The organism is Cohnella nanjingensis (assembly GCF_014212125.1).
GTDB lineage: Bacteria > Bacillota > Bacilli > Paenibacillales > Paenibacillaceae > Cohnella > Cohnella nanjingensis.
In genome coordinates, this window is record NZ_JACJVP010000036.1 from 1 (window position 1) to 17,240 (window position 17,240).

The following is a 17,240-nucleotide window of genomic DNA, read 5'->3' on the forward strand; positions in this document are numbered from 1 at the left end:
GTCCTAACACCAACCCCGTCCCAACACCAATCCCGCCTCAACTACGCCTCGCCCCCGACCCACCACCAACCTCGCGGAATGCAGCGAGGCCGCCGCCGGCTTACAGCGCGACGAGCACCCGGCCGCGGACTTCGCCCCGCAGGATCGCGTCGAGCGCGTCCGGCAGCTCGTCCAGCGTCGCTTCGCGCGCGATGGCGCTGAGCAGCCCGGAGGGCTTAAGCTCGCCTGTGAGACGCTCCCAGGTCCGCTTGCGCAGCGGCATCGGGCAGAGCACCGAATCGATGCCGAGCAGCTGGACGCCGCGCAGGATGAACGGATACACGTTGGTCGCGAAGTCTGCCCCGCCGGTGAACCCGCTCAGCGCGACGCCGCCGCCGTACCGTACCGTGCCCAGCACGTGCGGCAGGAAGCTGCCGCCGACCGGGTCGACGGCGCCCGCCCAGCGTTCCCGATGCAGGGCGCGCCCTTCGGGCATGCGCAGCGCATCAGGCGCCAGCACCTCGCTCGCGCCCAGTTCCTGCAGGAAGCCGTGTTCCTCTTCCTTGCGCGTGCTGGCAGTGACCTCGTATCCGCGCCCGGCCAGCATGGACACCGCCGCGCTGCCGACGCCGCCGGTCGCGCCAGTCACGAGTACCGGGCCTTGCCCCGGCGCGAGACCGGCTTCCTCCAGCCGGTGCACGGACAGCGCCGCCGTGAAGCCGGCCGTGCCGAGCGCCATCGCTTCCTTCATGCTGAGCCCGGCCGGCAGCGGCACGACCCAATCGCCGGGCACGCGAGCATACTCGCTATAGCCGCCGTAGGTCGAGACGCCGAGGCCGTACCCGGTGACGAGCACCTCGTCGCCCTCCTTGAACCGCGGGTCGTTCGAAGCCGCCACGTGGCCGGCCAGGTCGATGCCGGGCACATGCGGGAAGTGCTTCACGATGGGACCGTTCGGCACGACGGTCATCCCGTCCTTGTAGTTGACGCCTGAGTAGCGAACCCGGATCGTCACGTCTCCTTCCGGCAGCCGATCGAGCGTCAGCGCTTGTACCTTAACCGATAGCGAATCTCCTTGGCGGTCGACGACCAATGCCCGAAACGAGTCCATGTGCAGCGCCTCCTTTGGATTTCCATTCGAATCCTAAGCTGACAGATAGCGGTTGACATATCCGACTGGCCGGTGCTATTGTATTAGCATAATTACCGACTAATATTATCGGAATAATAAAAAAGCCGTCTACCGGTTTAACCGGCGACCCCTTCCTACGCGGAGCGGGTCTCTTTTTATTGTCCGATATCGAAGGAGGATTTGCAACGCATGGAAGCCACCGAGAAGATTCCGCTAGCCGGCGCGGGGCTCGTTCTCGGAGCCGGGTGCTTATTATGTCTTCGTCCATATGACGCCCAAAGAAACGGGAACGATGACGATGGCAAGCTTCGATTTCGAGGTGGAGTGAGTCGAGCGTAGAGGAGGAGAGCCGATGAGCTGAGAAAAACGCCCTGGCTAGCCGGATGTGTGCTAACGCTGGGATTGACGCCGTCCGCCGTCTCGGCTGCGGGCGGGCAGACGACCGCGGCCGAGACGGCGCAGGCGCAAACGGGAACGCTGCCATCGTGTCATTATTCGCCGGCGGACGACGGAAGGCCGATCCAGGTTCCGGAGAGCGACACGATCGCAGCTTCCGGCGGGACGGCGCCGAAGCCGGTCCGGCTGTCCGGGGCAGCCGGCACGACCCCGGATCGGGGCGGAGACGCCGGGATCCGAGGCTCGGGCGCGGAGCGGACCGAGGATCGCATCGGCAAGGCGGCATTTGTCGCCGGCGGGCTGGTTCTGGCCGCGGCGATCGCGACGACGGCCGCGCGGAAGGCGCGGCGCAAGCGGACTTAGCCGTGCGTCTTCAGCAGCTGCTCAGCGCGGTTATTCAGCGCTTCGGCGGACAGCGCGCCCAGGACGCCGTCCACGATAACGCCCCGCGCGTCGATGAAGAACGTCGTCGGGATCGGCCGGATGCGGTACCGGCGGCCGGTCTTGCCGTCTTCGTCGAGGAGGACGGGGAATGCAAAGCCATGATCTTTGACGAATTTACGGGCATCCGATTCGTTGTCCGCCGCCGTGAGATTGACGGCTAGAATCTGCAGATCGTCCTTGTGCCGGGCATACAGCCGGGCGAGGCTCGGCGCTTCGTCTTGGCAGGGGCCGCACCAGGAGGCCCAGAAGTTCAGGATCACCGGCTTGCCCTTGAACTGACTGAGCGTATAGGACCGCCCGTCCATGCCATGCAGATTGAAGCCGGGGGCGAGGGCGTCGATCTCCGGCGCCTCCTTCAGCGCCGCCGCAGGATTCGCGCGTGGCCTGGCCGCGGCTTCGCCGCCGGCGAACGCGTGATAGAGGGCGAATGCCGCGGTGCCAGCTACGAGGATCAGGACGAGCCAAGTTTTAACCTTGTTCATCGGAGACACAACCTTTCGCCATGTTATTTCCGATTATATCCATTGATAAACCGGAGATTATCCTTCTTCGCTTTCTGTAAATATGTCCCAACGTCCCGGTTTCCAATCAGGGTTGACAAAGTTTGGACGATGATTCCGGAACACCGTATCAATCCGGTAAAATGACAAAGCATTTCCCGATCGCGTTGACCAGGCCGCTGGAGACCGAATGCCGTTCCCGATATCGGGTGCGCCGTCCGGTCTCTTTCTTTTTCCCACCCCAATATGACCGAGGAGATGTGCGGTATGAGCGAAGCTAAGCCCAATTGGAAGTTCGACACGTTGCAGATTCACGCGGGAGCCAGACCCGATCCGACGACGGGCGCCCGCGCCACGCCGATCTATCAGACGACGTCCTTCGTATTCGACAGCGTGGAGCAGGGGCAGCGGCTCGCCAGCTTCGAGGAGGAAGGGCATCTATACACCCGAATCGGCAATCCGACGAACGACGTGCTGGAGCAGCGGATCGCCGCGCTCGAAGGCGGCGTCGGCGCCCTGGCGGTCGCATCCGGGTCGGCAGCCGTGACGTATGCCATCTTCAACCTGGCGGGCGCCGGCGACGAGATCGTCGCCGCCCAGACGCTGTACGGCGGGACGTTTAACCTGTTCGACGTGACGCTGCCGAAGCTTGGCATCCGCACGCGCTTCGTCGATCCCGACGATCCCGAGAACTTCCGCGGGGCGATCAACGACAAGACGAAGGCGGTCTTCATCGAGTCGATCGGCAATCCGGGGATCAACTTGATCGATATCGCGCGGGTGGCCGAGATCGCCCACGCGCACGGCATTCCGCTCATCGTGGACAACACGTTCGGCACGCCGTACCTGCTCCGCCCGATCGATCACGGCGCGGACATCGTCGTCCACTCCGCCACCAAGTACATCGGGGGACACGGCACGTCCATCGGCGGACTCATCGTCGACAGCGGACGCTTCGACTGGACGAACGGCAAATTTCCGGGTTTTACCGAGCCGGACAAGAGCTACGGCGGCATCCGTTTCGTCGAGAAATTCAAAGAGCTGGCGTATATCACGAAGGTCCGGGTGCAGTTTCTTCGGGACATTGGCGCCTCCATCAGCCCGTTCAACACGTTCCTGCTGCTGCAGGGGCTGGAGACGCTGTCGCTGCGCGTGGAGAAGCACCTGTCGAATACCCGCAAGGTGGTGGCGTTCCTGAACGGTCACCCGGACGTGGAGTGGGTCAACTATCCGGGGCTGGCGGACAACAAATATCATGCGCTGTCTCAGCAGTATTTCCCTAAAGGTCCGGGCGCGATCTTCACCTTCGGCGTAAGAGGCGGGTACGAGGCGGCGAAGGAGACGATCAACCGGCTGCGGCTGTTCTCGCTGCTCGCTAACGTGGCGGACGCGAAGTCGCTCGTCATCCATCCGGCCAGCACGACGCACGCGCAGTTGTCTGCGGAGGAGCAAGCCCGCGCGGGCGTGACGCCGGAGCTGATCCGGCTGTCAGTCGGGATCGAGGATCCGGACGATCTGATCGACGATCTGGCCCAAGCGATCCGGCACGCGCGAACGCCGGTCGCGGCGCCGTGAATGCGGAGAGCCGGCTCCGGAAGGGAGGGAGCGGGAGGAGACGGAGAGGAACGTCGGAGGCAGAGAACTCAGGCGAGACAGAGAACTTCGTTGAGACAGTGAACATAGGCGAGACAGAGAATTTCAAGCCGATCGAGCAGGGGCTCGACGTGAAGCTGACCGGCGGCCAGCACGCGGGCTGCATTCAACTTGTCGCGCCGAAGGCGTCCGGCATTCATTCGCTGGAAGTATCAGAAGGAACTGGGTATTCTGGACGCTTCTACGGATGAAGGCACGCTGTACGATCGCCTGTTCTACGAGGCGATCCCGGACTTCAACGGCCATTGAGCAAGGGGCAAAGGGCGACAGGGGTAGCAGGGCCGATCGGGCCTTGCGCCTCGGTCGCTTTTTGCCGTCCGTGTGTCGATCGTGGCGTCCTGCGAGCGGTTGCCCTCAAATTATCCTTGACTTCCCGGTAGTCCGCTTCTAAACTTTTGATTCATCAGAAGCCTTGCCTCGCCCTCCGCCAGGATCGCGTAACCGACAAGGCGAGGAGGGAACCTCGATCGTGTCAGCTTCCACCGCGCCGGAGACGCGCAGCGCCGCTGCGGCTTCGGTCACCGTCATGCCCGTGCTGCTCGCCATCAGCTTCGTTCATATGATGAACGATTCGATGCAGGCCGTCGTGCCCGCCATGTACACCGTTCTGGAGAAATCGCTCAGCTTGTCCTATGTCCAAGTAGGCTGGATCACGTTCGCGCTCAATATGACGTCTTCCGTCATGCAGCCGGTGGTCGGCAGCTATACCGACCGGACCTCGCGGCCTTATCTGCTGCCCATGGGGATGGCGCTCAGCCTGCTCGGGATGGTCGGCATCGCGCTCGCTCCGGCCTTCTGGAGCGTATTGGTCGCGGTACTGTTCATCGGCCTCGGCTCCGCCATCTTCCACCCCGAAGGCTCTCGCGTCGTCTACTTCGCGGCGAGCGGAAAGCGCGGCTTCGCGCAATCCGTCTACCAGGTCGGCGGCAACGCCGGCAGTTCGCTCGCGCCGCTCATGGCGTACGCCATCTTCATCCCGTTCGGCCAATTCGGCGCGATCTGGGGGACGCTCTTCGCGGGCCTCGCGATCGCGGTCCTGCTCGGTCTCGTGCCATGGTACAAGAAGCAGTTGCAGAATTGGAAAGCTTCGGGCGCGAAGAAGGGCGGCCGCGGCTTGAACCTGGAGCAGCGGAGTCACCCGAGAGTCGTCTTCGCGATGAGCTTGCTCGTGTTTATCGTCTTCGGGCGTTCCTGGTACCACTCGGGGATCAGCGGTTATTATCAATTCTATCTCATCGAGCATTACGGTCTCACGACGCAGCAGGCTCAGATTCCGACGTTTCTGTTCCTGGCCGCGGGCGTGCTCGGGACCTTCCTCGGCGGGGTGACCGCCGACCGCATCGGGTTGAAAAACATGATCGTCTTCTCCATCGCGGGCGCCATTCCGTTCTCGCTCATGCTCCCCTATCTGCCGCTCTGGCTTGTGTACCCGGCCATCTTCCTGCTCGGGCTCATCCTGCTGTCCGGCTTCTCGGTCGTCGTCGTATACGCGCAGCATCTCATGCCCGCGAAGGTCGGCATGGCTTCGGGCCTCACGACCGGCCTCGCCTTCGGCATGGGCGCCATCGGCGCCGTCGTGCTGGGCAAGGCAGCGGACGTGTTCGGCATGACGAGCGTCATGCAGTCGATCGGCTTCCTGCCGTTCGTCGGGCTGCTCACCATGCTGCTGCCATCCGACCGGAAGCGTACCGCCGCTTAATGAAGCGTTTCCCATCGTTTATGAGCGAAAGGGGCTGTCTCATAAGGTCGTAAAGCGACCTGAGACAGCCCCTTTGGCCTAGCAGCAGCGAATATGCGCCAATTTCTTGATGATATAGGGGACCTTTCGGCACATCGATTCTATAAGTGCCATCATTGTACAATTCTTTTCCAATGTTGCTCTCAAAATCGGATAAATCGATGGCCATGGTGTATTCGCCGTTAACCAAATGACCGTTTGTGTCCGTAAATTCCTTTGTGCTATTTGCGATATAAGCCATGCCTTCTGTCTTTAAACCAATAAAACCGGTTTTCTAGAGAACGAAACCGAATAGGACGAAATATAACTTTCAACACGCGGTCGTTTGCTTCTCGCCTTCATAGCTGTCCCAAAGCCGCCTACCCGGCGGCTTTTTCGCGCCCGCAAGGGTGAAAACGGTTCGCTCGAGGTAGAAATTCGTTCTCCGCCAAGCAACGGGAATCCTGCATCGGCGAACGGTTTTGTATCCCGTATGTTACCGATAACTCTTTACAATGAGAAGCAGATCGAAACAACACGGTAACTCGCGACTGAACTGGAAAACGATTTCTGTAAGCGGTTTAGCACGCGCGTTCCGGCAGGAGGGGTCCACATGAAACCGGTCGTCAGCACGGCCAGTCCGCTCGCCCGGGGCGGGAGAGGAATTCCAGATCGATACCGGCTGTTTTTGTATGCGCTTCCTTTTCTCGTCTTGGTGTTCCTGTTCAGTTATTTGCCGCTCTACGGCTGGATCTACGCGCTGTACAATTACCGTCCCGGCTACTCTCTGAGCGACACGCCGTTCGTCGGCTTGCACTGGTTCCGGTCCATCTTCTCGAACCCGACGCAGACGCAAGAGGTTATGCGCGTCATGCGCAACACGCTGGCGATGAGCAGCCTCGGCATCCTCACGTCGGTGCTGCCGGTGGCGTTCGCCGTCCTGCTCACGGAGATTCGGACGTTGTGGTTCAAGAAGACGGTGCAGATCCTGACGACGCTGCCGAACTTTATCAGCTGGGTGCTGGTCTACTCCATCGCCTTCATGATGTTCAACGTCGACAACGGCCTGATCAACAAGCTCATGATCGATTTGGGCTTCCAAGACCGAGGCGTCAACTATCTGGCCACCGACAGCCATACCTGGCTGGCGATGATCCTGTGGAGCACGTGGAAAGGGCTCGGCTGGGGCGCCATCATGTACATCGCGGCGATCACCTCGATCGACCAGGAGCTGTACGACGCGGCGAAGGTCGACGGCGCCGGCCGGTTCCGGGTGATGTGGAACATCACGGTGCCCGGCATCATGCCGACCTTCTTCGTCCTGCTGCTGCTGTCCATCGCGAACTTCATCAACAACGGGATGGAGCAATACTTCGTCTTCCAGAATGCGATCAACAAGGACCATATCGAAGTGCTCGACCTGTATGTCTACAACACCGGGATGCTGGGCGCCAACTTCTCGTTCGCCACGGCCGTGAGCATGCTCAAATCCCTCGTCAGCATCGCGCTGCTGTTCTTCGCCAACCGCTTGTCCAAATGGGTACGCGGCGAATCGATCATTTGAATCCGACATAAGGGGTGAGGCTCATGACATCGCGCATCCGGTTCGGCGACGCGGCGTTCCAGACCTTGAATTACTTGTTCTTCGCGATCTTCACGTTCCTATGCCTGTTCCCGTTCTACTATCTGTTCATCAATACGATCAGCAGCAACGACCTCAGCGCGCGCGGCCTCGTCACCTGGTACCCGAAGGAGATCCACTTCGACAACTACGTCCAGGTGCTGAAGCTGAAGGGGCTCTCCCAGGCGGCGATCGTCTCGCTCGGCCGGACGGTCATCGGGACCGCGACCGCCGTCCTCGGCTCCGCGTTCCTCGGCTTTATTTTCACGAAGCGCAAGATGTGGGGACGCACGTTCTGGTACCGCTTCATGATGATCACGATGTACTTCAACGCCGGGATCATCCCATGGTACGTCATCATGATGAAGCTGCATATGACCAACAACTTCCTGGCTTATATCCTGCCGGCAATCGTCTCTCCGTTCTACGTCATCCTGGTGAAGACGTTCGTCGAATCGCTGCCCGAGGTGCTGCAAGAATCGGCGGAGATCGACGGGGCCGGCACGATGACGCTGTTCGGCCGCATCATCCTCCCGCTGATCATGCCGATCGCCGCCACGATCGCGATCTTCGCCGCCGTCGGCCAGTGGAATTCCTTCATCGACACCGTGTTCCTGATGACCGACCAGAAGTACTACACGCTCCAATTCGTGCTCTACAAGTATCTGAACGAGTCCAACTCGATCGCTTCGATCATCCGCAGCAGCGGCGGAGCGGCCAATATCGACCTGTCCAAGATGCAGACCGCCACGTCCATCCGGACGACGGTATCCATGATTGTGGTCATCCCGATTCTGTTCGTCTATCCGTTCTTCCAGCGCTACTTCGTCAAAGGCATCATGATCGGCGCCGTCAAAGGCTGACGCGAGGCCGCACGGATCGAACCGGAGAAACGCCCAAGCGCGACAGGAAAGGGGGTGAGCGGGGCGGCGCCGGGCTTGCGGCATCGTCCGCGGGCGGCATCGGGCAAGAGCAAAGGCAAGCGCAAGGCAAGACATTTCCGAGCGTTGGCAGGTTCATTTACCGGATACCAAAAGGGAGGCAATCGCTTTGAACAAAATGAAAAAAACAGGCCTGGCTTCGACCGCCGTCCTGCTCGCCTTGAGTCTCGCGGCCTGCTCGTCGGGCGGCGACAAGAACGCATCTTCGTCCCCATCGGCCTCGGGCTCCTCGCAGAATCCGTCGGCTTCGGCTTCGTCGGCTCCGAACAAGGACGCCTACAAGATCGACGTCTTCTCCATGCTGTCGAACTTCTCCGGCGAGCAGCAAGGCTGGTTCGCCAAAGTCGTCAAGGACAAATTCAATCTCGATCTGAACATCATCTCCTCCAACCTGGAGGGAGGCGGCGACGTGAAGTTCTCCGCGATGATGTCCGCCGGCAGTCTGGGCGAACTCGTCGTATTCGGCGACGACGGGCAGAAGTACCTGGATGCGATCAAGACGGGCATGCTGCTCGACTGGACGCAGGACGGACTGCTCGACAAGTACGGCCAGAATATCCTGAAGTACGCGCCGAAGGCGATCGAGAAGAACAAGGCCAACTTCGGCGGCGGCTCCAAAGTATACGGCATCGGCTTCGACGTCGGGGAAGACAAGGCAGGTCCTTCCGAAGCGAAGGACTTGACCTACCACCCGAACCTCCGGTTCGATCTGTATCAGAAGGCCGGCAGCCCCGTGATCAAGACGATGGAAGACTACCTGCCGGTACTCAAGAAAATGCAGGAGCTGGAGCCGAAAAGCGATTCCGGCCGTCCGACGTACGCCTTCTCCATGTGGCAGGATTGGGACGGCAACATGATGATGAACACGAAGGCTTGGGCGGGGCTCAACGGCTTCGACGAAGGCGACGGATTCAACCCCGGCGGATTCACGCTGATCTCGGCCGACAAGGACGAGATGCAGGGCGTGCTCGACGAAGACGGCTTCTATATGCGCGGCCTCAAGCTTTACTACGACGCAAACCAGATGGGTCTCGTCGACCCGGACTCCCTCACGCAGAAGTTCGATGACGTCACCAACAAGATGAAGGACGGCCAGATCCTCTTTACCTGGTTCCCGTGGCTGAACACCTACAATACGCCGGAACGGCTGGCCGAGGGCAAAGGCTTTGCGCTCGTGCCGTTCCAGGAAGAGCGCACGTTCTCCTACGGCTTCAATCCGTACGGCGGCAACCGCGTCTGGGCGATCGGCGCCAAGGCGAAGCATCCGGAGCGCATCATGGAATTCCTCGATTGGCTGTACAGCCCGGAAGGGACGACGGTCGCGAACTACGGTCCGGAAGGGCTCGCCTGGAAGCTCGAAGGCGGCAAGCAAGTACTGACGGACTTCGGCAAAGAGGCGCTCCCGTCGAATACGACGCCGGTACCCGCAGAGTACGGCGGCGGCACGTGGAGAGACGGATCCAACCAGATCAACAACTCTACGTTCAAGATCACGAGTATCAACCCCGAAACCGGGGAGCCGTACGACTACAACCTGTGGTCCTCGACGCTTGCCCAAGCGCCGAACAAGCTGGAGGAGAACTGGCGGGCGGCGATGGGCGGCGCGACGACGGCCAAGGAATATCTCGAGAAGAACAACCTGCTCGCCGTCGAGAAGCAGATCTTCACCGGGACCGCGCCGACGGTCATGCCGGACGATCTGACCCAGAAGCAGGGCCAGGTAGCGCAAGTGATCAAGCAATACTCGTGGAAAATGGTGTTCGCGAAAAACGACGCCGAGTTCGAGAAGCTGAAGAAGGAAATGATCGCGAAGGCCAAAGGGCTCGGCTACGACGACGTGCTCGCGTTCAACAAGGAGCAGAACGAGAAAGTGTTCGCATACCGCAAACAATAAACGGCTAAGACCGGCGGCATAAGCAAGGTATGGGGGACGCGGAGACGCGGCTTCCATACCTTGCTCTGTTCCCTGCCGGCGATCAAGCTGGTAGAATGGGATCACAGATCTTCATACGCCGAGAGGGGATGCCGCACACTGTTCGCTACGCGTTTTTTTCGGATGCCGCATCCCTTCAAGCCCGGCACGCTGCGCCAGACGCTGGTCATCTACCTGCTCGTCGCGTGCTTGTTTCCGCCGATCTTGTTCTCCGCCTTCACGTACGCCTCGCTGCACGGCATCCTGTCGAACAAGATCCGCAGCGGCATCGACGCCAGCCTGAAGCAGGAAGCGACGGGGCTGGAGACCGTAGTGAACAACCTGGACTTCGTCTCCAAGCAGTTCGCGCTGGACGGCCGCATCGCGGAGCTGATGAACCAATATTTGCGAACTACCCAACCCTACGACAAGGCGGCCATCAAAAAGGACATCGAAGACAGCCTGAACGTGGTGAACTTCACCAGCCCGGACCTGGGTCTGACCGTCTACTACATGCCCCAGGCGACGGATCCGGTCCTGTTCACCAATCTGCCGGTCGAGCCCGCGTTCGGCATCGGCGGGCTCCCGCCGTTTGTCCGATACCGAGGCGCCGAGATTCACGGTCCGCACCGGACCCAATACAAGAACAGCGAGAACACGGTGTTCTCCTCGCTGCGGGTCGTCCGCACCGATCCGAACCGGTCGGTCTTTATTTATCTGGAGACGAACTACAATTCGTTCCGCAAGTTCATGAACGGCGCCTGGTACGGCATGAAGGTGTCCCACTACCTGATCGGCGAGAACGGCCGGGCGGTATATGCGGACGAGGGGACGCCTCCGATCGCTCCCGGGGAGCTGCGTTGGGAGGCGGCGCGGGACGGCGGGAAGCCTTATCAGGGATACTATCTGTTCGGCTACGAGAGTCCGCAGGGCTGGAAGCTCGTGACGGCCGTCAGCAAAAGCGCTTTCAATCACGAGATCGACATCTGGCTGCGGCGGATGATCCTGCTGTTCGCCTTTGCCTTCGCCTTCGCCATCGTGCTCGCGATGCTTATCTGGCGCAAGGTGTACGGCTCGCTGCGCAAGGTGAATCGGGAGATCGTGCGGATGACCGGAGAGCGGGAGGCGCCCGTCCAATATACGAAGGTGGAGGAATTCGACCAGCTGCTCGGCAATTTCCAGGTGATGAAGACGACGGTAAACCATCTCATCGCCGAGGTAGGCAGCAACGAGCGGACCAAGTACCAGCTCGAGACGGAGAAGCTGCTGAGCCAGATCAATCCGCATTTTCTGCACAATACGCTGAACACGGTGCAGTGGGTCGCCCGGTCGAACGGCCAGGAAGAGATCGATATGATCGTGACGCTGCTCGTGAAGGTGCTGCAATACAACATGGGCAAGCATAGCTTGATCGTTACGGTGAAGGAAGAGATCGCCGCGCTCCGGGACTATATCGAACTGCAGCGCTACCGTTACGAGGACGAGCTGAGCTTCCGGATCGAGGTGGACACGGCGGCCGAGAACGTCGCGATCCCGCGTTTTCTGCTGCAGCCGATGGTGGAGAACGCCATCTATCACGGCAAGAACGACGAGCACGGCCTGATCGTCATCGCGGTGCGCCTGACGCCGGCGGGGACGCTGCGTCTGCAGGTGACGGACAACGGGCCGGGAATGGACGAAGAGCAGATCCGCAAGCTGTTCGCGGATGAAGATGAGCGCCCGAGGAGAGGCATGGGCATCGGCCTGAAGTATGTGCGCAGGCTGCTCGAGAGCTTCTACGGCAGCGGCGACCGGCTGCAGATCCGGAGCCGGCCGGGAGCGGGCACCGTCCTCTTCGCGGAGATTCCGATTCGAAACGAGGTCGAGCTCCATGATCAAAGCGTTGGTGGTCGATGACGAGAAACGCGTACGCAAAGGGTTCATATCGCTCGCGGATTGGTCCGCCTACGGCATGCAGATCGTCGGAGAGGCGAAGGACGGTCCTTCGGCCATGGATCTGCTAGGCCGGCAGGAAGTCGATCTGATGTTCGTGGACATCAGCATGCCCGGCATGTCCGGATTCGAGCTGATCGAGGAGGCCCGGGGACGGTATCCTTGGACGAAGTCGGTCATCTTGACCTGCCATCATGAATTCGACTACGTGCAGGAGGCGCTGCGCATCGGCGCGATCGACTACATCGTCAAGACGCTGCTGAACAAGAGCAACGTAGACGAGACGATGCAGCGGATCGCCAGGCGTTACGCCCGGGAGGCGCGGGAGCCCGGCGGCGGGACGGAGCGCGCGTTCCGTTCGGCGGTCGTCTTCTGTCCGCTTCACCCGCGCGCGGCCGCGGAAGCGGGTCCGCCGCTCGGCGCGATCGGAGGACGCAAGATCAGACGGCTCGGCGAGCGCCTCTGGATGGCGCTGCTCGCCGAGACCGACGGCGCCGACTGGGCGCGCGAGCTGCCTTCGCGGATCGCCGGGGGTTGGCAGGCGGTGCAGGTGAACGCGGCAGGCGGCATGCCGCTGGCGGAGGCCGAGCATCTCTTGCGCGAGCATCTGCCCACGTATCTGTTCTATGCGCTGGAGCCGGCCGGACCGGTGGAGATCCAAGCCTTGAAGCCCGACGGGGCGCCCGCCGAACGCGAGATCGAAGCGGCGTTCGAGGAGTGGAAGCAGTTGAAGTGGCTCGTGTTCGGCGAGGACTGGCGACGGTTCGTCGAACGCATCGAGCGCTGGCGGGTAGATCCGGACCGGCTGCGGCGCTTCGCGGCGGAGACGGCATCGGCCTGGTCCGGTTACTTCGGGTGGGCGAAGACGGGAGGAGGCGGCACGGGAGCGCTCCCGGCGGAGATGAGCGAGTGGGATCGGTGGAAGCAGTGGAAGAGCTGGCTCTCCTCGGCGGCGCTCCAGGTTCAGCAGCAGCTCACGTCGGCGTCCTTCTCCCGCGAGGTGTTCGCGAGCCTGATTCGCGCGGTGCTCTACATGAAGGAGCATGCGGGGCAGGAGCTTACGCAGGACGAGGTAGCCCGGAAGGCAGGCATGAGCCGGAGCTACTTCAGCCAATGCTTCAAGAAGTTCGCGGGCGGGGAGCCGTTCGGGGACGCGCTGCGCCGGATGCGGATCGAGCAGGCGCAGGCGCTGCTGCTGCATACGGGGCTGCCGGTGCGGGACATCGCGAACCGGGTCGGATTCGAGGACGAGAAGTACTTCAGCCGGGTGTTCCGGGACAAGACGGGTTATCTGCCGACCGAGTTCCGGCAGGCGGCGGGCGGGGGAGGATGAAGCCGACTTGAGAGCAGCGAAATGTGCCTGGGTACGGTTCGCCGCGAGCGCGGCGGCCCTGCTGATGCTGTGTTCGTGCTTCGGCGGAGGCGGAGACGGCTCGGCACCGGCCGGCTCCGCAGCCGAGCCGGCCGCCTATGCGCCCTACGATGCCCCGGTGACGCTGCGCATCCCGCATCTCTATGCGGACATCCAGCTTCCCGAAGGCGATACGAGCGAGAACAACTTCCTGACGCGTTATCTGACGAAGCAGACCGGCATCTCTATCCGCTACGTCTGGGAAGCGCAGGACGAATTGCAGTACGTCTCCAAGACGGATTACGCCATTCGCAGCGGCGATTTGCCGGACGCCCTCGTCGTCAATCGCGAGCAGTTCCTGGAGCTGGCCCGCAGCGGGCAGCTGGCCGATCTGACGGACATTTATCCGAAGTACGCTTCGTCGCTCGTCCAATCGCTGTACGACGCGACGGACGGCAAGGCGATCCGGGACGCGACCGTGGACGGCAGGTTGTACGGCTTGCCGAACGTCGCGATCGAGGCGGACGCGCCGACCTACGTCTGGGTGCGCCAGGACTGGCTGGACCGGCTGAAGCTGGCTCCGCCGAGGACGCTGGACGATATCGCACGCATCGTCCAGACGTTCCGCAAGGCGGACCCGGACGGAGACGGCCGGGCGAATACGGCCGGCATCCCCGTCGACCGCTCGCTCGTTTTCGACCAGACGACGGGCAACAACGGGCTGAACGGCGTCTTTGCGGCGTTCCACGCCTTCCCCAAGCGATGGATCGCGGGGGCGGACGGCAAGCCCGTCTACGGCTCGATCCAGCCGGAGGCGAAGCGGGCGCTCGCGCTGCTGGCGGACTGGTACCGCGCGGGCATCCTCGACCGGGACTTCATGCTCCGGCAGGATCCGCAGGACCTCGTCGCCACCAATCAGGCGGGCTTGTTCTTCGGTCCTTGGTGGGCGCCGTATTACCCGCTGCCCAAGTCGGTCGCCGCCGACACGAAGGCGGAGTGGCAGGTCTATGCGGTGCCGATCGACGACAGCGGCCAATTCGTCACGAGCACGGCGCCGACGACCGACCGCTATCTGGTCGTGCGTCAGGGTTTCGCGCACCCGGAGGCGGTGCTGAAGCTGCTGAACGTATTCACCCGACTGGAGCGCAATCAGGATCCGAACGGCAAGCAGCTGCTCGCCTATACGGAGCAGACGGGCGTGCAGCTGCGCAACTATTATCCGTTCGATCTGCTGCTCGATCATCCGGACGCGGTCGTGCAGCGGCACGATCGCCTCGTGCAGGCGCTCGCGGGAGACATCGATCCGGACCAGCTGGACGCGGAGACGAAGCGCCTCTATGACGATGCCGTCACCGAGCGGGACAACCCGCTCAAAAATATCAACGCCTGGAGCGATTCCCAGGCGTATCTGCTGGGCGGCGCCGTCAGCAAGACGAAGATGATCCGCGTCGAGAGCTTCTTCCCGGATCCGACGCCGACGATGCTGCAGGAAGGAGAGGCGCTGCGCAAGCTCGAAGAAAAGACCTATGCCAAGATCATCAGCGGGGAATGGCCGATCGACGCCTTCGACGCGTTCGTCGAACGATGGAAGCGGTCGGGGGGAGACCGGATCGCCGCCGAGGTCGCGGAGAGCGTGCGCGGATCCGCATAAATTCCAAGGCAATCCGACGGAAAATGCGCTATACTAGAGAGCAATAGCTAACATCAGCATTCCGTCGGACGGAGGTGTGTCAATGGCAACTGAAAGGTGCGGAGGCGTGGCGACGCCCCGGTGGTTCGGATTCGCTCTGCAGTCTTTGGTATACTTGGCTCATCACGCCGATAACGGGACGCGCTGTCCGAGCGGCGAGATCGCCGGCAAGTGCTACACGGAGGCGACGCTGATGCGCCGCATTCTGGCCCGTCTGGCGCGGGCGCAGATCGTGGAGGCGAGGGAAGGGCGCGACGGCGGCTACTTCTTGAAGAAACCGCCCTCCGAGATTACGCTCGCCGAGGTGTACCGCGCGCTCGAGATGACGGACCCGCTGTACGCGGGCATGATGGATACCGCTAGCTGCGGTCCGATCGGCCAAGAGATGAGGGACGCGTTCACCGAAGTCGTCCAGCAATCGGAGCAGATGATGATGGAGCAGCTAGGGAGGAAGACGATCGCCGATCTGATCCGGCAGGTCTACGGGTAAGGCCGTGCGCTTAGGACGATTCCCGACGGCAACCATAGAAGATGAGGACGCCCCGAGCCGCAGGGGGCGTCCTCTTTTGGTTCACCATTTAGTCCGCGGAGGCGAGCGCGTCGAGGCGCCGCCCCGAATCCACGTATCCATGGTCGATCGCCGCCCACAGATACAAGGATGCGACGCTTCGATAAGGCGACCAAGGTCCCTCCACCTGCTGCAAGTACCGGAGTTTGGGCGTCTCGGGGAGATCGTAAGCCCACTTGGCGGCCCGCTGCAGCCCTACGTCGGCGTACGACATCACGTCCAGTCGGCCGAGGGCGAAGATGAGGAACATTTCGGCCGTCCACGTTCCGATGCCTTTGATCTCCGTCAAAGCCTGGACGGCCGCTTCGTCGTCCATCTCCCGGAGGGCCGCGATGTCGAGCCGGCCGGAGTGGATCCGCTCGGCCAAGTCCCGTATATAGGCGATCTTGGGTCGAGAGACGCCGGCCGCCCGCAGCTCCTCCTCCGATAGCGCGCGGATGGCGTCGGGACTCACCCGATCGCCGCACAGCGTCTTGACGCGGGAGCGGATGGTCGCGGCCGCCTTGGCGGAGAGCTGCTGCCCGACGATCGAGAGCACCAGGGAGGAGAACGGGTCGTCGCTGATCTTGAACGGGAGATCCCCGATCAATCCGATCAGCTTCGCCAGATGCGGATCGGCGGCGCAGAGTGCCAGCACGTAATCATGGTCGGCATTCAGCTCGGTCACGCGGCTCGTCGTCATCGGCAGCGCCTCCCTCTTCGTTAGATTTCGAAGCCGGGGGTTCGCGTCTCCGGCTCCTTTTAATCCTTATTATACTTATTATTTCTGGTAATGGGGATTGGGAGTTCGCGATCCCGCAAAGCGCGAAAACGGCGGCTACTCGGTCCCGCTAGATCGTGGTACAATTCTCGTAGCGCTTACATACATCTATAGGAATTTTGGAGGCTGACCCTATGTTAAAAGGAATCCCGCCCATCCTCTCGCCTGACCTGCTCAAGGTGCTGATGGAAATGGGGCACGGCGACGACATCGTCCTCGCCGACGGCAACTTCCCGGCGGCCAGCCACGCGCAGCGTCTGATCCGCTGCGACGGACACGGCATCCCGGCGCTGCTGGATGCGATCCTGCAGCTGCTGCCGCTGGACCCCTATGTCGAGCGGCCGGCCGCGCTGATGCAGGTCGTGCCGGGAGAAACGGTCGAGACCCCGATCTGGGGAACGTACGGCGACATTATCCGCGACCGTACGGGCCTCTCGGAGCCGTTCGAGGAAGTCGAGCGGTTCGCATTCTACGAGCGGGCCAAACGGGCCTATGCCGTCGTAGCCACGGGAGAAGGGGCGCTGTACGCGAACCTGATCCTGAAAAAAGGCGTCGTCAAGCCGGACTGACCGGAACCAAGGAACATAAGATCGCGTAGAGCGCCCGCCGCATCCGAACCGGATCGGCGGGTTCTCTGCGTCCCT

The 17,240-nt window shown here is 61.9% G+C and carries 15 protein-coding genes; 12 read left to right on the forward strand and 3 right to left on the reverse strand.

All coding sequences use genetic code 11. The features are described from left to right. Positions 1-100 precede the first annotated feature (100 nt). Positions 101-1,090 (reverse strand): acrylyl-CoA reductase family protein, encoded by a 990-nt coding sequence (locus tag H7C19_RS21420; protein ID WP_185671103.1) that lies wholly within the window; start codon positions 1,088-1,090, stop codon positions 101-103. A gap of 408 nt (positions 1,091-1,498) precedes the next feature. Between H7C19_RS21420 and H7C19_RS21425 the strand changes: the two genes are divergently transcribed. Next, positions 1,499-1,870, forward strand: a complete 372-nt coding sequence (locus tag H7C19_RS21425; RefSeq protein WP_185671104.1) for a hypothetical protein — start codon at positions 1,499-1,501, stop codon at positions 1,868-1,870. Here H7C19_RS21425 and H7C19_RS21430 read toward each other — a convergent pair. Beyond that, positions 1,867-2,433, reverse strand: a complete 567-nt coding sequence (locus H7C19_RS21430; RefSeq protein WP_185671105.1) for a TlpA family protein disulfide reductase — start codon at positions 2,431-2,433, stop codon at positions 1,867-1,869. The two genes, H7C19_RS21425 and H7C19_RS21430, sit on opposite strands and share 4 nt — an antisense overlap. A 285-nt stretch (positions 2,434-2,718) precedes the next feature. On the opposite strand from H7C19_RS21430, the gene H7C19_RS21435 reads away from it, so the two are divergent. From H7C19_RS21435 to H7C19_RS21480, 10 genes are all read left to right on the forward strand, one after another. Then, a complete protein-coding gene (locus H7C19_RS21435; protein ID WP_185671107.1) occupies positions 2,719-4,026 on the forward strand; it encodes an O-acetylhomoserine aminocarboxypropyltransferase/cysteine synthase family protein in 1,308 nt (435 codons plus the stop codon). 189 nt (positions 4,027-4,215) lie between these two features. Continuing rightward, positions 4,216-4,353 (forward strand): hypothetical protein, encoded by a 138-nt coding sequence (locus H7C19_RS21440; protein WP_185671108.1) that lies wholly within the window; start codon positions 4,216-4,218, stop codon positions 4,351-4,353. 277 nt (positions 4,354-4,630) lie between these two features. Then, complete coding sequence (locus tag H7C19_RS21445; protein WP_185671160.1) at positions 4,631-5,803, forward strand: MFS transporter; 1,173 nt, start codon at positions 4,631-4,633, stop codon at positions 5,801-5,803. Between the two features lie 631 nt (positions 5,804-6,434). Next, on the forward strand, positions 6,435-7,385 hold the full coding sequence (locus tag H7C19_RS21450; protein WP_185671109.1) for an ABC transporter permease: 951 nt from the start codon (positions 6,435-6,437) through the stop codon (positions 7,383-7,385). A gap of 23 nt (positions 7,386-7,408) precedes the next feature. After that, on the forward strand, positions 7,409-8,305 hold the full coding sequence (locus H7C19_RS21455) for a carbohydrate ABC transporter permease (protein WP_185671111.1): 897 nt from the start codon (positions 7,409-7,411) through the stop codon (positions 8,303-8,305). Positions 8,306-8,501: 196 nt separating this feature from the next. Continuing rightward, positions 8,502-10,277: an extracellular solute-binding protein gene (locus tag H7C19_RS21460; RefSeq protein WP_185671161.1), complete on the forward strand. Its 1,776-nt coding sequence runs from the start codon at positions 8,502-8,504 to the stop codon at positions 10,275-10,277. A gap of 162 nt (positions 10,278-10,439) precedes the next feature. Next, on the forward strand, positions 10,440-12,191 hold the full coding sequence (locus H7C19_RS21465; protein WP_185671112.1) for a sensor histidine kinase: 1,752 nt from the start codon (positions 10,440-10,442) through the stop codon (positions 12,189-12,191). Further along, positions 12,166-13,560, forward strand: coding sequence for a response regulator (locus H7C19_RS21470; protein ID WP_185671113.1), 1,395 nt, complete (start codon positions 12,166-12,168; stop codon positions 13,558-13,560). Before H7C19_RS21465 ends, H7C19_RS21470 begins: the two co-directional genes overlap by 26 nt. Positions 13,561-13,567: 7 nt before the next feature. Next, on the forward strand, positions 13,568-15,229 hold the full coding sequence (locus H7C19_RS21475; RefSeq protein WP_185671114.1) for an extracellular solute-binding protein: 1,662 nt from the start codon (positions 13,568-13,570) through the stop codon (positions 15,227-15,229). 82 nt (positions 15,230-15,311) lie between these two features. Next, entirely contained in the window at positions 15,312-15,758 is a 447-nt protein-coding gene (locus H7C19_RS21480; protein ID WP_185671116.1) for an RrF2 family transcriptional regulator, read from the forward strand. Between the two features lie 88 nt (positions 15,759-15,846). Here the strand turns inward: H7C19_RS21480 and H7C19_RS21485 are convergent, their stop codons facing one another. Further along, on the reverse strand, positions 15,847-16,518 hold the full coding sequence (locus tag H7C19_RS21485) for a DNA-3-methyladenine glycosylase family protein (protein WP_185671117.1): 672 nt from the start codon (positions 16,516-16,518) through the stop codon (positions 15,847-15,849). A gap of 212 nt (positions 16,519-16,730) precedes the next feature. Between H7C19_RS21485 and H7C19_RS21490 the strand changes: the two genes are divergently transcribed. Further along, on the forward strand, positions 16,731-17,165 hold the full coding sequence (locus H7C19_RS21490) for an RbsD/FucU family protein (RefSeq protein WP_185671119.1): 435 nt from the start codon (positions 16,731-16,733) through the stop codon (positions 17,163-17,165). Positions 17,166-17,240 lie beyond the last annotated feature (75 nt).

Bases quoted from the DNA above. Each gene is read 5' to 3' on its own strand.
- H7C19_RS21420 (WP_185671103.1), bottom strand. From the start codon at position 1,090: ATGGACTCGTTTCGGGCATTGGTCGTCGACCGCCAAGGAGATTCGCTA.
- H7C19_RS21430 (WP_185671105.1), bottom strand. From the start codon at position 2,433: ATGAACAAGGTTAAAACTTGGCTCGTCCTGATCCTCGTAGCTGGCACC.
- H7C19_RS21435 (WP_185671107.1), top strand. From the start codon at position 2,719: ATGAGCGAAGCTAAGCCCAATTGGAAGTTCGACACGTTGCAGATTCAC.
- H7C19_RS21445 (WP_185671160.1), top strand. From the start codon at position 4,631: ATGCCCGTGCTGCTCGCCATCAGCTTCGTTCATATGATGAACGATTCG.
- H7C19_RS21450 (WP_185671109.1), top strand. From the start codon at position 6,435: ATGAAACCGGTCGTCAGCACGGCCAGTCCGCTCGCCCGGGGCGGGAGA.
- H7C19_RS21455 (WP_185671111.1), top strand. From the start codon at position 7,409: ATGACATCGCGCATCCGGTTCGGCGACGCGGCGTTCCAGACCTTGAAT.
- H7C19_RS21460 (WP_185671161.1), top strand. From the start codon at position 8,502: ATGAAAAAAACAGGCCTGGCTTCGACCGCCGTCCTGCTCGCCTTGAGT.
- H7C19_RS21465 (WP_185671112.1), top strand. From the start codon at position 10,440: ATGCCGCATCCCTTCAAGCCCGGCACGCTGCGCCAGACGCTGGTCATC.
- H7C19_RS21470 (WP_185671113.1), top strand. From the start codon at position 12,166: ATGATCAAAGCGTTGGTGGTCGATGACGAGAAACGCGTACGCAAAGGG.
- H7C19_RS21480 (WP_185671116.1), top strand. From the start codon at position 15,312: ATGGCAACTGAAAGGTGCGGAGGCGTGGCGACGCCCCGGTGGTTCGGA.
- H7C19_RS21485 (WP_185671117.1), bottom strand. From the start codon at position 16,518: ATGACGACGAGCCGCGTGACCGAGCTGAATGCCGACCATGATTACGTG.
- H7C19_RS21490 (WP_185671119.1), top strand. From the start codon at position 16,731: ATGTTAAAAGGAATCCCGCCCATCCTCTCGCCTGACCTGCTCAAGGTG.